Origin of the sequence: Streptomyces griseochromogenes (assembly GCF_001542625.1) — a bacterium.
In the GTDB taxonomy this organism is placed as follows: Bacteria; Actinomycetota; Actinomycetes; order Streptomycetales; family Streptomycetaceae; genus Streptomyces; species Streptomyces griseochromogenes.
The window spans coordinates 1,397,813-1,411,409 of the sequence record NZ_CP016279.1 but is presented as its reverse complement, the minus strand read 5'-3'; the positions used below and the strand labels follow the sequence as shown (position 1 = coordinate 1,411,409).

The 13,597-nt window shown below is 72.6% G+C and carries 10 protein-coding genes; 2 read left to right on the top strand and 8 right to left on the bottom strand.

Annotated features, from left to right (window positions below; genetic code table 11):
• The first annotated feature begins 60 nt into the window (after positions 1-60).
• Positions 61-1,605 carry an alpha/beta hydrolase gene (locus AVL59_RS06640; protein ID WP_067300287.1) on the top strand — a complete coding sequence of 515 codons (1,545 nt, stop codon included), beginning with the start codon at positions 61-63 and terminating at the stop codon, positions 1,603-1,605.
• Positions 1,606-1,732: 127 nt separating this feature from the next.
• A complete protein-coding gene (locus tag AVL59_RS06635; protein ID WP_067300285.1) occupies positions 1,733-3,292 on the top strand; it encodes an alpha/beta hydrolase in 1,560 nt (519 codons plus the stop codon).
• 83 nt (positions 3,293-3,375) lie between these two features.
• Here AVL59_RS06635 and moeZ read toward each other — a convergent pair whose 3' ends face one another.
• The 8 genes from moeZ to AVL59_RS06595 form a co-directional block, all read right to left on the bottom strand.
• Positions 3,376-4,554, bottom strand: coding sequence for an adenylyltransferase/sulfurtransferase MoeZ (moeZ, locus tag AVL59_RS06630; RefSeq protein WP_067300284.1), 1,179 nt, complete (start codon positions 4,552-4,554; stop codon positions 3,376-3,378).
• Between the two features lie 63 nt (positions 4,555-4,617).
• Positions 4,618-5,367 (bottom strand): spherulation-specific family 4 protein, encoded by a 750-nt coding sequence (locus tag AVL59_RS06625; protein ID WP_067300283.1) that lies wholly within the window; start codon positions 5,365-5,367, stop codon positions 4,618-4,620.
• Positions 5,355-6,314: an NAD-dependent epimerase/dehydratase family protein gene (locus AVL59_RS06620; RefSeq protein WP_067300282.1), complete on the bottom strand. Its 960-nt coding sequence runs from the start codon at positions 6,312-6,314 to the stop codon at positions 5,355-5,357. Before AVL59_RS06620 ends, AVL59_RS06625 begins: the two co-directional genes overlap by 13 nt.
• Before the next feature lie 199 nt (positions 6,315-6,513).
• Positions 6,514-8,082, bottom strand: coding sequence for a hypothetical protein (locus AVL59_RS06615; RefSeq protein WP_372450353.1), 1,569 nt, complete (start codon positions 8,080-8,082; stop codon positions 6,514-6,516).
• Complete coding sequence (locus AVL59_RS06610) at positions 8,079-9,755, bottom strand: glycosyltransferase (RefSeq protein ID WP_067300279.1); 1,677 nt, start codon at positions 9,753-9,755, stop codon at positions 8,079-8,081. The genes AVL59_RS06615 and AVL59_RS06610 overlap by 4 nt, the downstream gene beginning before the upstream one ends.
• A gap of 242 nt (positions 9,756-9,997) precedes the next feature.
• On the bottom strand, positions 9,998-11,593 hold the full coding sequence (locus AVL59_RS06605; protein ID WP_067300277.1) for a dipeptide ABC transporter ATP-binding protein: 1,596 nt from the start codon (positions 11,591-11,593) through the stop codon (positions 9,998-10,000).
• Complete coding sequence (locus tag AVL59_RS06600; RefSeq protein WP_067300276.1) at positions 11,590-12,588, bottom strand: ABC transporter permease; 999 nt, start codon at positions 12,586-12,588, stop codon at positions 11,590-11,592. Before AVL59_RS06600 ends, AVL59_RS06605 begins: the two co-directional genes overlap by 4 nt.
• Positions 12,585-13,595 carry an ABC transporter permease gene (locus AVL59_RS06595; RefSeq protein ID WP_067300275.1) on the bottom strand — a complete coding sequence of 337 codons (1,011 nt, stop codon included), beginning with the start codon at positions 13,593-13,595 and terminating at the stop codon, positions 12,585-12,587. The genes AVL59_RS06600 and AVL59_RS06595 overlap by 4 nt, the downstream gene beginning before the upstream one ends.
• Positions 13,596-13,597: the final 2 nt, after the last annotated feature.

The following is a 13,597-nucleotide window of genomic DNA, read 5'->3' as shown; positions in this document are numbered from 1 at the left end:
ACGTACCTCGTACGGCCCGCGCCCCGAGCGCCCCGGCGGGCGCGCCCCCACGATGGGAGCATGGCGAACCCCTCCCGGCCGCGTGCCGCCGCCCTGACCACCAGCGTCATGCTGCTGGCCGCCCTGCTGGCCGGGTGCAGTCACGGCGCCAAGGACGGGGACATCACGGCACAGAAACTGGACTGGAAGGACTGCCCGGCGCCGTCCGAGGCGGAGGGCGGCGGCGATTCCCCGTCCCCGCTGCCGGGCGGCACCCAGTGGCAGTGCGCCACCATGAAGGCGCCCCTGAACTGGAGCAACCCCAAGGGCGAGACCATCGGCATCGCCCTGATCCGCGCCAAGGCCAGCGGCGGTCCCGGCAAGCGGATCGGCTCGCTCGTGTTCAACTTCGGCGGCCCCGGCGGCAGCGGCGTCACCACCCTGCCCGCGTTCGGCGAGGACTACGCAGCCCTGCGCACTCGTTACGACCTGGTGAGCTTCGACCCGCGAGGGGTCGGTCGCAGCAAACCGGTCCAGTGCGAGAACGACGCCCAGCTCGACGACTTCTTCCAGCAGGACGCGACACCCGACGACAGCGCCGAGCGCGCCCAGCTGCTGGAGCGCACCAAGCAGTTCAACGGCGCCTGCGAGAAGCACTCCAGGTCGATCCTGCCGCATGTGCGCACCACCGACGCGGCCCGCGACATGGACCTGATGCGCCAGGTGCTCGGCGACGCCAAGCTGCACTACTTCGGCATCTCCTACGGCACCGAACTCGGCGGCGTCTACGCCCACCTGTTCCCCAAGAACGTCGGGCGGGCGGTCCTCGACGCGGTGGTCGACCCCACGCTGAACCCGGAACAGAGCGCGCTCGGGCAGGCCAGGGGCTTCCAGCTCGCGCTCGACAACTTCGCCGAGGACTGCACGTCGAAGACGACCGACTGTCCGATCGGCGACACGCCGCAGGACGTGAAGGACCGTATCGCCAAACTGCTCGACGACCTGGAGAAGAAGCCGATCCCCGGCATCGTCCCGCGTGAGCTGACCCAGACCGCGGCGACCAACGGCATCGCGCAGGCTCTGTACTCCAAGGACTTCTGGGAGTACCTCACCGAGGGACTCCAGCAGGCGTACGAGGGCGACGGCAGGGTCCTGATGCTGCTGTCGGACTCGATGAACGGCCGCAACGAGAGCGGCGAGTACAGCAACATCACCGCGGCGAACATCGCCATCAACTGCGCCGACGAGAAGCCGCGGTACAGCGGCGACTTCGTCCAGCGAAGGCTCCCCGAATTCCGCGCCGCCTCCCCGCTGTTCGGGGACTACCTGGCCTGGGGCATGGTCAGCTGCGCCAACTGGGCCGTGTCGGGCGCCGCCGACCATCCCGACGTCAGCGCACCGGGATCGGCGCCCATCCTCGTCGTCGGCAACACCGGCGACCCGGCCACCCCGTACGAGGGCGCGAGGAAGATGGTGGAGGCCCTCGGCAAGGGCGTCGGCGTCGAACTGACGTACCGGGGCCAGGGACACGGTGCGTACGACAGCAAGAACAAATGCGTGCAGAACGCGGTGAACAGCTACTTGCTGGACGGGAAGGTGCCGAAGGCCGGTACGGTCTGCACCTAGCGAATTCGCCGCGAAGTCGCAGGTCAGAGCGTTATCCACAGGCTGTCATGGGCGGAGCCGGCTCCGCCTACCATGGCCTGAACGCCCGCCGTGGCACGACGCGGAGGGCCTGCGAGGGGGGGTGCACATGTCGCGATTCCTGCGGTGGACGGCCGCAGCGGCCGCAGCGCTGCTGGTGGCCGGATGCGGTGGCGGCTCGTCGGGCGGGGGCCATGACGAAGGCAAGGGAACAGGCCCGGCCGAGAAGAACGGGCCGGCTTCCGCGCCGGCCTCACCCTCCACGGTGGACCTCCCCTCCTCGCTCACCTCGCAGAAGCTCGACTGGCACGGCTGCAAGGCCACCGGAGACTCCGCAGCGCCGGGCGACGACTGGCGGTGCGCCACGCTCAAGGTGCCGCTGGACTGGTCGAAGCCGGGAGGGACGACGATCGATCTCGCCCTCATCCGCGCACGGGCGACCGGAAGCGACCGGATCGGCTCGCTGCTCTTCAACTTCGGCGGCCCCGGCGGTTCGGGTGTGTCGATGATGCCGTACTACGGAGCCACCGTCTCCAAGCTGCGCGAGCGCTACGACCTGGTGAGCTGGGACCCGCGCGGCGTCGGCGCCAGCGAGGGCGTCCGCTGCCGCGGCGACCGGGACGTCGAAGCGGCCGAAGCAGTGGACGCCACCCCGGACACCCCTGCCGAGGAGAAGGCGTACCTGCGCGACGCCACCGACTTCGGCAAGGGTTGCCAGAAGGCCGCCGGCAAGCTGCTGGCCCACGTGTCGACGACGGACACCGCACGCGACATGGACCTGATGCGCCATGTGCTCGGCGATCGCACGATGCACTACTTCGGCATCTCCTACGGCACCGAACTGGGCGGCGTGTACGCCCACTTGTTCCCGAAGCGGGTCGGCCGGCTGATCCTCGACGCGGTGGTCGACCCGACCGCGGACGCGGTGGGCCACGCCGAGAACCAGGCCCGTGGCTTCCAGCGCGCTCTGGACGACTATCTGAAGTCCACCGGCCAGGACCCGAAGCAGGGCTCGCGGAAGATCGTGGACCTGCTGCGGCGGATCGACGCGACGCCGCTGCCCACCTCGTCCGGCCGGAAGCTGACCCAGACGCTCGCGGTCACCGGAATCATCCTGCCGCTGTACAGCGAGGCCGGCTGGCCGCGGCTGACCAGTGCGCTCAACTCGGCGGAGAAGGGCGACGGTTCCCCACTGCTGGCGCTCGCGGACGACTACAACGAGCGGGACGCCTCGGGACACTACGGCACGACGAGCCACGCCCAACGGGTCATATCGTGCCTGGACGACAAGCAGCGGCCCACGCCCGCGCAGACGAAGAGGCTGCTGCCCGAGTTCGAGCGGATCTCACCGGTGTTCGGCGACTTCCTGGGCTGGGACACGGCCGGTTGGTGCCACGACTGGCCGGTGCCCGGGCAGTTCGACACCCCCGAGGCCGGCGCGCCGGGTGCGGCACCGATCCTGCTGGTCGGCAACACCGGGGACCCTGCGACGCCGTACGAGGGTGCCCGCAGGATGGCCGACGAACTGGGCAAGGGCGTCGGAGTCGAACTCACCTGGAAGGGCGAGGGACACGGGGCGTACGGCAACGGAAGCGCCTGCGTCGACTCGACCGTGAACGCCTACCTGCTGCAGGGGACGGTGCCGAGGGACGGCAAGGTCTGCTCGTAGGGCGGACACGCGGACAGCGGGCAACGGAAAGGGGCCCGGCACCCGTGGTGCCGAGCCCCTCCGGGACCGTGGACGGCGTAGGCCTAGTAGACCGGCTTCTCCGGCTCGATCTGGTTGACCCAGCCGATGACGCCTCCGCCGACGTGGACGGCGTCCGAGAAGCCCGCGGACTTCAGGACGGCGAGGACTTCCGCACTGCGGACACCCGTCTTGCAGTGCAGGACGATCTTCTTGTCCTGCGGCAGGCCCTGCAGGGCCGTGCCCATGAGGAACTCGTTCTTCGGGATCAGCTTGGCGCCCGGGATGGAGACGATCTCGTACTCGTTCGGCTCACGGACGTCGATGATCTCGATGTTCTCGCCCTCGTCGATCCACTCCTTGAGCTGCTTGGGAGTGATCGTCGAACCGGCGGCCGCCTCCTGGGCCTCCTCGGAGACGACGCCGCAGAAGGCCTCGTAGTCGATGAGCTCGGTGACGGTCGGGTTCTCGCCGCAGACCGCGCAGTTCGGGTCCTTGCGGACCTTGACCTGGCGGTACTGCATCTCCAGCGCATCGTAGATCATCAGACGGCCGACCAGCGGCTCGCCGGTGCCGGTGAGGACCTTGATCGCCTCGGTGACCTGGATGGAGCCGATGGACGCGCACAGCACGCCCAGCACGCCGCCCTCGGCGCAGGAGGGGACCATGCCCGGCGGCGGGGGCTCCGGGTAGAGGCAGCGGTAGCAGGGGCCGTACTCGGACCAGAAGACCGAGGCCTGGCCGTCGAAGCGGTAGATCGAGCCCCAGACGTACGGCTTGTTCAGCAGCACGCACGCGTCGTTGACCAGGTAGCGGGTCGCGAAGTTGTCCGTGCCGTCGACGATCAGGTCGTACTGGCTGAAGATGTCCATCACGTTGTCGGCTTCCAGCCGCTCCTCGTGAAGGATCACGTTCACGTACGGGTTGATGCCCTTGACCGAGTCACGCGCGGATTCGGCCTTGGAACGGCCGATGTCGGACTGGCTGTGGATGATCTGGCGCTGCAGATTCGACTCGTCGACCTCGTCGAACTCCACGATGCCCAGCGTGCCCACGCCTGCGGCGGCCAGGTACATCAGCGCCGGCGAGCCCAGGCCGCCGGCGCCCACACAGAGCACCTTGGCGTTCTTCAGCCGCTTCTGCCCGTCCATCCCGACGTCGGGGATGATCAGGTGGCGGGAGTACCGGCGGACCTCGTCTACGGTGAGCTCAGCAGCTGGCTCGACCAGGGGTGGCAGCGACACGGGGACTCCGTTGGTCGGTCAATCACTACGGTTGTTCTGTCCGTAACACTGCCACGGCCTTCTTCATTCCGAGACACCCGTTCCGATACGCGAGACAATGTCGTCCCAGTAGCCGGGCATCGTCTCCCACGGGTCCGTGCGGCCACCGTGGTCGGTGCGGTCCGTGAAGTAGATCGTCGACGCGCCCTGCCAGCGGGCGATGCGCAGCGCCTCTTCCAGATGGCCCCCGGGCACACCGTGCACGAAGTGGCAGAAGCGATCGGGCGGGTAGTCGGCGGTCCACTCGGCCACCTGGGACCAGCGGTAGTCGGACCAGGAGCCGGAGAAGGTCACCAGCTGGTCGGCGTCCTCCGCGTATCCGGGGTGCGGGTGGCTGCCGTGGCCGAGGACGATGTGGGCGGTCTCACTGATCGACCGCAGAGTGGTGATCGCGCGGCGGACCTCGGGAAGGACCGTGCGCTCGGTGGGGCAGCGGTCCAGCAGGAAGCCGTCGGTCCGGTACCAGTCGAGGTAGCGGTGCGCGTCGCCGAGCAGGTCGGCGAGGGCCCGGGCACCGTGGGTGAGGTCCAGATGACCGAGGACGCGCACCCCGGCGCAGCGCAGCCGGGCGGCCGCTTGCAGGCAGTGCGGGTCGGGGCGTGTGCCGGGTCCGGAGGCGACGTTCAGGACGACCCAGTCCAGTGGGGTGCCGGGGCGGGCGAGTTCGGCCCACTGGTCGGGGGCGACGAGCGGGTGGGCGTAACCGGGGATGCCCAGGGCGGTACGGGTGCCGGTGCGCGGGGTGCGCGCTGTGGTGCTGGTCAGATGCGGCATGCCGCCTCCATCCAGATGTCGGCGAGGGATTCTTCGAGGTTGATCCGGGGCCGCCAGCCGAGCCGGTCGCGGGCGGTGCGTACATCGGCCTGCTGCCAGCTGCCGCAGCCGTCCGGGTACGGGTATGCGACCGGGGCCGCGTGGTCGGAGTCGACGCGGGGGTGGCCGATGGGGCTGCGCAACGGCACGGGAGGGGCGTCGAGTTCGTGGAGGGCGCCGCCGTATCCGGCGACCCGGGCGAGGACGGCGGCAGCGTCGCGGAGACGGACCGCGCGGCCGGAGCCGATGTTGATGACGCCCTGTGCGGCGGAGAGGGAGGCGGCGTGCACGGCGCGGGCGACGTCGCGGACGTCGACGAAGTCGCGTTGGACGCCGAGGCCGCCGAGTTTGAGTTCCCCGTCGCCGGACTGCATGGCACGGCGCATGGCCTCGGCGAGCCGGCCGAGCGGGGAGCCGGCCGGGGTGCCGGGTCCGGCGGGTGAGAAGACGCGCAGGACGACGGCGTCGAGACCGGAGCCGAGGACCAGTTCGGTGGCGGCGAGTTTGCTGACGCCGTACGGCCCGCCGGGGCGGGGCACGGCGTCCTCGGCCGTGGAGGAGCCGGGCTGGCTGGGGCCGTACTCGGAGCCGCAGCCGATCTGCACCAGGCGGGCGCCGCAGCCGCTGCGGCGCAGGGCTTCGCAGACGGTCGCGACGGCGACGGTGTTGTGCCGGGTGAGTTCGCGGGCGCCGCCGCGGGTGGCGCCGGAGCAGTTGACGACGACTCCGGGGTGGACCGCGTCCAGGAAGCGGGTGAGCGCTCCGGGGCTGCCGGTAGCGAGGTCGAAGCGGACGTCGGCGTCGTCGCCGCGGCCGAGCGCGGTGAGCTGGACGGCCGGGTCGGCGAGCAGGCGGTCGGCGACGAAGCGGCCGATGTACCCGTTGGCTCCGATCAGCAGGACCCTCATCGTGCGGCTCCCGGGGTGTGCGCTCCGGCTGCTCCCAAGGCTCCGGACGCTCCGGGCGCTCCGTGTCGGGAGGTACTCATCTGGTCTTCTCCTTCAAAGGGGTGGTGCGAGTTGCCTGCGGCGTCAAAGGCGTGGTGCGGGCTCCCGCGGCGGTGGGCCGGGCGCGAGCGGCTGCGGCCGGGGGCCGGTGGCGGAAGGTTCACTCAGGTGCTCCCGTGGGCGCGTGGGCCGAGGCCCGGGTGAGCGTGCGCTGGGCATGGACCAGCAGGGTCAGGGCCGCTGCGCCACAGGCGAGCGCGGGGACACCGGCGGTGCCCCAGGCGTCCACCAGGGTCTGGACGGGGGTCGCCAGGAAGGCGCAGCCGGGCAGCCGGCCGGCCAGGGGCAGGGCGAGGGCCGCGGCCTCGGTGGCCGCCGCCGCGCCGAGGACGAGGGCTGGGGCGTGCCGGCGGTGGTGCACGGTGAGGAGGCGGGCGAGCAGGAGCAGGGCGCCGAGGGTGAGGGTCTGCGGATAGTGCGCGCTCTCGTGCAGGGCGGCGCCGCACAGGGCGAGCAGACCGGTGAGAGCGCCCAGGAACAGGGCGACGGTGCCGAGCAGCAGCGGCCGGGTGGCGGCCGTGAAGTCCTCCAGGCCGCGGCTGCCGGCGAGCCTGCGGCGGGCGCCCGCGGCGAAGAGGTAGGTGCACCAGGCGGCCGGGGCGCAGGCCAGGGTGAGTGCCAGGACGGGCGCGGCGGAAGCGGGCCAGGGTCCGTCCGGGGCACCGGTGGGCAGGGCGTCGGGGCCTCCGGCCAGGATCGCCCGCAGGAGTCCGTCGCCCAGGAGGGCGTAGCCGAGCAGACAGAGGGTCCACGCGCGCGTGGCCGATCCGGTCCGCCACGCTGGTGCGCCGGGCGTGGCGGCGAGGGGGCCGCGGCGCAGGGCCGCGCGGATCGCGAGGCCGACGGCGAGGAGTCCGCCGAGGGCCACGAGGGGGCGGCTGTGGCCGTGGGCGAGGCGCAGTCCGGCGAGGGTGGCCGCGCCGAGCGCCCCGGGCAGGAGGGTGAGCAGGATCCAGTCGGCGCCGACGCGGGGGGCGCACACGGGCTCGGGGTGCGGACGCGCTGCTCCGTCGCGGGGCACGCGCGCGTACAGCTCCTCTGCGAGCGAGAAGACGTCGCGGTGGCGGAAGCGGGCGGCGGTCCGGTCGGTCATGCCGAGCGCCTCGAGGCCGGCGGCGATCTCCAGCGGATCCACGGCCCGTTCGCACAGCTTCCGGTGACGGTGCAACAGGGCCTTCACGGGATCCGCGGTGCCGCGCCGGGGTGCGGTTCTGCGGCTCCTGCCGGGCTCGGCGCCCGCTCCGCCAGGCACCGGGGCCGAGGGCGCCGGCGTCCGGGCCGCTCGGGAACGCGCCGATGCCGCCGACGTCGGCGGCCGGATCCCGCCGACGGAACCCGCCGAAGCCTTGGCTGCCGAAAGCGAGGACGCCGCGAAGGCCTGCGGTGCGTCCGCGGGTGTGGGAACGCCCGCGTCGGACGGCGCGGCCCAGGCCGCGGGAGCCGTGGAGGCCGCCCTGGGCCCGGGGTCCGGGCCATCGGCAGCGCTCTCGGGCACGCGGCGCTCCCCCGTCGGCCATTGTCCCGGCCACGCGCCCCACGCGTCCGCGCCGATCGGCATGCCGGGGCTCTCCGGTCCGCCCGGCTCGCGCACGGCGCCCGGGCCACCCGCCCCGTTCATCGCCGTTCTTCCCTCGTCACGGGCGCCCTCCGCCGCGCCGGAGCCGTTCATCGCGCCCCCTCCGGAGTCGCCAGCGGGGTCGCACGGACCGGGCCGCCCGCTGCCCAGCGGGGAACACCCCGGGGCAGTGCGGGGGCCGTGGGGCCGGTCCAGCGGCCGGGGACGTGGGCCTCGGGCGGGGTGGCGAACGGCAGGGGTTCGCCTGCTGCGTCCAGGACCACCCGGCGGACCGGACAGTGCGAGACGATCTCCAGGTAGATGCAGTGAAACGCCGCGATGTTCTGCTCGACGGTGAACAGTTCGAGCGCGCGGGCGCGGGCGGCGGCGCCCAGGCGCTCACGGCGCTCGGGGTCGCGCAGCAGCGCCACGCATGCCTCGGCGAGCGCCCGCGGATTGCGCGGGGGCACGACGAGGCCCGTGCCGCCGATGGCCTCCACCACCGCGCCGACGTCGGTGGACACGGTGGCGCGGCCGCAGAACATGGCCTCGACCAGAGTGATCGGGAAGCCTTCGACGAGGCTGGAGAGGACGACGACGGCGCTGTCGGCGTACGCGTCGGGCAGGGTCGGGGCCTCGGGGTCGCCGATCTCCTCGAAGGAGACCGGATTGTCCCCCACGGCGTGCACGCCCTCCGCCTCGTCCGGGAAGAGCTGGGCGGCCAGCACCCGGCAGTGGCCCAGGTAGGCCTCGCCCTCGGGCCCCGCGGGTGCGCCCACGATCCGCAGGCGGGCCCTGGGCTCCTCCTTGCGGATCTCGGCGAAGGCGTGCAGCAGGGACACCAGGTCCTTGGCGGGTTCGACGCGCCCGACCCAGACGAGCGTGTCGGGGTCGGCGTGGTCCGGGGACTCGCCGACCTCCGCGAAGCGGGAGGCCTCCATGCCCGGATGGACGGTGCGGATCCTTGCGCGCTCGGCGCCGCACCGTTCCTGCCAGCGGCGGGCGTGGGCGTTGCCGGGCGTGAGGATCGCGGCGCGCCGGTAGACCTCGGCGGCCAGCAGGCCGTGGAAGGCGGCGAGCAGGGCGCGTACGGCGGGGGCCGCGGCGTCCGGGCCGAGGGCCAGATAGTGCGAGCGCAGCTGTACGCCGTACTCGGTGACCAGCAGCGGTACCTCGCAGAAGTGCCGGGCGAGCAGTCCGGTCAGGGCGGCCGGGCCGCCCGCGGTGGCGTGGCAGAGGTCGGCCGCGCCGAGGCCGTCGTCGCCGTACCAGTCGAGGGAGAGGGGGCGCAGGGCGCGTTCGAGATGCGCGGCGACGGTGAGCAGATCGGGTACGCGCGCCTCGCGCGCCGTGCGCAGCGCGCCGGGGGCGCGGCAGGCTCGTTCCAGGGTGCGTACGGCGGTGTCGGAGCGGAGTGCGCCGACCAGTCCGCCCTGGTCGCGGGCGAGTTCGGCGAGGCCGTAGAGCGCATTGCCGAAACGGTCCGCCAGGTGAGGGGACGCCGCGCGGGAGGACGCGTCGAACACCGCGTCGGATCCGGCGCACACCGCCGCGACCAGTTCCCCGTAGCACTCGGTGAAGCGCCGGCGCGCGCGCCGCCCGTAAGGGACCGCGTCGCCCTCGGCCGTCCACAGTGGCGCCGTACGCACCCGGCCGACCTGTGGCGGGAGCGGGACCCAGCCCGCGTCCTCCTGCTGCCGGCTGCGGCTGAGCGCGTAGAGGTCGAACTCGTGCTGTGCGAGCCCGCGCACGAGCCGGTCGCACCAGAGTCCGGCGTCACCGCTCACATATGGATAGCCACCCTCTGTAAGCAGTCCGATGCGCACGTGTGCACCCCCGATCTCCCGTGAGTGGGAGCCGCCCTGGTCCCGGCGGCTCCGCAGCGGGAAGAACGTATGCGGACAAGGCGGTGGCGCGACGGACGGTTGTCCATCGCACCACCAAAAGGGGTGAACGGTCGTAACTTTCGCGTGCGGACCGCGTTCCGTCGCGGTAGGGGATCACAGAGCGATCGTTCGCTTACGAAACGTTACGTCACGGCCGGCTCCCGCCGGGCGGCCCGCCGCCTGCCCGCCAGCTCCGGGTCGAGCGCGGGCACGGCGGCGAGCAGCTGCCTGGTGTACGGCTCGCGCGGGGCGTCGTACACCTCGTCGACGGGCCCGGACTCGACGACCTGCCCGCGGCGCATCACCGCGACCCGGTCGCTGACCTGACGGACGACGGCGAGGTCGTGCGCGATGAACACGAGCGCGAGGCCGAGCTCCCGCTGCAACTCGCCGAGCAGGGCGACCACCTGGGCCTGCGTGGTGACGTCGAGCGCGGAGACGGGCTCGTCGCAGACGATGACGCGCGGATCGGCGGCGAGTGCCCGCGCGATGCCCACGCGCTGGCGCTGCCCGCCGCTGAACTCGTGCGGGTAGCGGGCGTAGTGCGCCGCCTCGAGTCCCACGCGCTCCAGCAGTTCGAGCACGCGCTCCCGGATGCGCTCCTCGCCGCGTTCCCCCCGCGCGCGGAGCGGGTCGGCGATGGACTCGCCCACGGTGCGGCGGGGGTTGAGGGAGGAGACCGGGTCCTGGAAGACCATCTGCACGGCCGGGTTCACGTCGGTGTGCGGGCGCCCGTCGTAGCGGATGTCCCCGGCGGTGGGCCGCAGCAGCCCGACCAGCATGCGGCCCAGTGTCGTCTTTCCGCTGCCGCTCTCCCCCACGACCCCGAGGGTCTCGCCCCGGCGGACGGTCAGCGAGATGTCGTCCACGGCCGTGAAGGCCTGCTTGCCGCGCCCGAACTCGCGCCGGAGGCCGGTGGCCTCCAGGACGATCTCTTCGGACGCCTCGGCCGCGACGGCGCGCGGCGCGTCCACGCGCGGGACGGCGCCGAGCAGGTCGCGGGTGTACGCCTGCGCGGGCGCCCCGAGGACCGCGCCGACCGGGCCGTGTTCGACGGCCTTGCCGTGCCGCATGACCAGCACCTCGTCGGCGCTCTCGGCGGCGACGCCCACGTCGTGGGTGACGAGCAGCAGGCCCATGCCGGTCTCCTCGCGCAGCGTGTGCAGCAGGTCGAGGATCTGGGCCTGGACGGTGACGTCGAGGGCCGTCGTGGGCTCGTCGGCGATCAGCAGCCCGGGCGAGCAGGCGAGGGCCATGGCGATGAGGGCGCGCTGGCGCATGCCTCCGCTGAACTCGTGCGGGCGGGACCGGGACCTGCGTCGTGCGTCCGGAATTCCAACCCTCTCCAGCACCTCGAGGGCACGCGCGCGTGCGGCACGGCGTGACGCGCGCGTGTGCACCCGGTACACCTCGGCGATCTGGTCGCCGATCGCGTAGTACGGGTCGAGGGAGGACAGCGGATCCTGGAAGACCATGGCGGCCTCGGCGCCGCGCAGCCGCCGCAGTTCCCCGTCCGAGGCCCGCTGGACGTCGGTGCCGGCGACATGGACCGAGCCGCCGACCCGCGCCCCGGTGCCCCGGTGCAGGCCCAGCAGGGCGCCGGCGACCGTGGACTTGCCGGAGCCGGACTTGCCGACGAGCGCGAGGGCGGCGCCCTCCTCCAAGCGGAAGGAGAGCCCGTCCACGGCCCGCAGCGAGCCGAACTCCACGGTCAGGTCGGTGACTTCCACCAGGCTCATGCGAGTACCACCCGTCGGTCGGCCACCGCGTACAGGACGTCCGCGACGGCATTGGCGATGACCACGAAGAAGCCGACGACCAGGACCATGCCGACGACGACCGGCAGGTCGACGACCTTCACCGCGTGCACCAGCTCCTGGCCGATGCCGGGCAGGCCGAAGAGGGTCTCGGTGAGGACGGCGCCGCCGACGGCCGAGCCGACGTTGTTGGCGTTCAGTGCGATGACGGGCGCCAGGGCACCGCGCAGGGCGTGCCGGCCGACGATCGCGCGCTCGCCCACGCCGTAGGCGCGGAAGGTGCGGATGTGGTCCTCGGCGAGCGTCTCCAGCATCGACGCGCGGGTGAGCCGGGCGAAGGCGGCCGCCTCGATCAGGGCGAGCGACAGCCAGGGCAGCAGCAGGTTCCACGCCCACTGCTCGGGGTCGTCGGCGAAGTTCACGTACTGCGGGAACGGCAGCAGCTGGAGTTCGCCGCAGACGACGATCATCAGGACGAGGCCGAGGACGAAGACCGGGGTGGCCCAGCCGGCGAGCGTGACGGCGGTCAGCACGCGCTCGGAGAACCGGCCGCGCCGCCAGGCGGACAGCACACCGGTGCCGACTCCGATCACCAGCCACAGCACCATCGCGCCGAGCACGAGGGACAGACTGACCGGCAGCTTGGTCAGGATGATGTCCGTCACCTGCCGGTCGCTCTGGTACGACAGCCCCAGGCAGGGTGCCGGGCAGTGCGCCACCGAGGTGCCCGTCGAGTAGTCCCGGCCGACGAAGATGCCCTCCAGGAAGTGCCAGTAGCGCAGGTAGAGCGGGTCGTCGAGCTTCAGTTGCCCGGCGACCTGGCGCACCTGTTCCGGCGAGCAGCGCGGGCCGCAGGTGATCTGGGCGACGTTGCCGGGGGTGGCGTAGAAGACGACGTAGATGAGCACCGAGATGGCGAGCAGGGTGACCACCGTGCCGACTGCCCGGCGCAGCAGGAATCCGCCGAAGCCGTTCATGAGGTCTCCTCCTTGCCGCTGCCGCCCTCGTTCCTTCTGCCGGTGCCGACGCGCAGGCGGGAAGCCGCGCGTGGATCGAGGGCGGTACGCACGCCGTCGCCGAGGACGGTGAGGGCGAGGACGGTGACGAACAGGGCGCCGGCCGGCAGCAGCAGGTACTGCGGGGCCGCCTGGTACCAGACGTCGGCGGCGGTGAGCATCTGTCCCCAGGAGGGCGTCGGCGGCTTCACACCGACGCCGAGGAAGGACAGGGCCGCCTCGGCGGAGATGTTCGTGGGCACCAGCAGCGCTGCGTAGGTGATGACGGGTGCGGCGAGGCCGGGCAGCAGCTCGCGGCGGGCGATCCGCCAGGCGCCCCAGCCGCTCAGCCGGGCGGCCGAGACGTAGTCGAGGCCTTTGAGCGTGAGGGTCTGGGCGCGCACGATCTTCGCGACGTTGCCCCAGGCGATCAGGCCGATGACCAGGCTGACCAGCACGGGCCGCGGGAAGCTCGACGGCACGATCGCCAGCAGCGCCAACGACATGATCATCAGCGGCAGGGCCACGATGATGTCCGTGACACGGCTCAACAGTTGATCAACCCATCGGCTGCCGAGTGCGGAGGCCACGCCGATCACGATGCCGAGGAAGACCTGCAGCACGGTGGCCCCCAGCGCGACCGCCAGGGAGACCCGGGCTCCGTAGACCAGCCGCGCGAACAGGTCGCGCCCGGTCTGCGGTTCGACGCCCAGCCAGTGGTCGGCGCTGACACCGCCGAAGGAGCCGATGGGCACGCCGCCGCGCGCGGAGTCGATCAGAGAGGGGTGGTACGTGGTCGGGTCCTGGCCCTCCAGGGCGGTGAACAGCGGCGCGGCGAGCGCGACCAGGACGAGCAGCGCGACGACGGCCGCGGCGACCAGGGCGGCGCGCTGCGCCCGCAGCCGCCGCCAGAACTGACGGGCCCCCGAAGCCCCCGGGACGGCGGTGTCCGTCCTGGGGGTCCGGGAGGCGACAAGTGCCTCGCTCACGG

Coding starts and splice junctions, on each gene's coding strand:
- AVL59_RS06640 (WP_067300287.1), top strand. CDS start 61: ATGGCGAACCCCTCCCGGCCGCGTGCCGCCGCCCTGACCACCAGCGTC.
- AVL59_RS06635 (WP_067300285.1), top strand. CDS start 1,733: ATGTCGCGATTCCTGCGGTGGACGGCCGCAGCGGCCGCAGCGCTGCTG.
- AVL59_RS06625 (WP_067300283.1), bottom strand. CDS start 5,367: ATGCCGCATCTGACCAGCACCACAGCGCGCACCCCGCGCACCGGCACC.
- AVL59_RS06620 (WP_067300282.1), bottom strand. CDS start 6,314: ATGAGGGTCCTGCTGATCGGAGCCAACGGGTACATCGGCCGCTTCGTC.
- AVL59_RS06615 (WP_372450353.1), bottom strand. CDS start 8,082: ATGAACGGCTCCGGCGCGGCGGAGGGCGCCCGTGACGAGGGAAGAACG.
- AVL59_RS06605 (WP_067300277.1), bottom strand. CDS start 11,593: ATGAGCCTGGTGGAAGTCACCGACCTGACCGTGGAGTTCGGCTCGCTG.
- AVL59_RS06600 (WP_067300276.1), bottom strand. CDS start 12,588: ATGAACGGCTTCGGCGGATTCCTGCTGCGCCGGGCAGTCGGCACGGTG.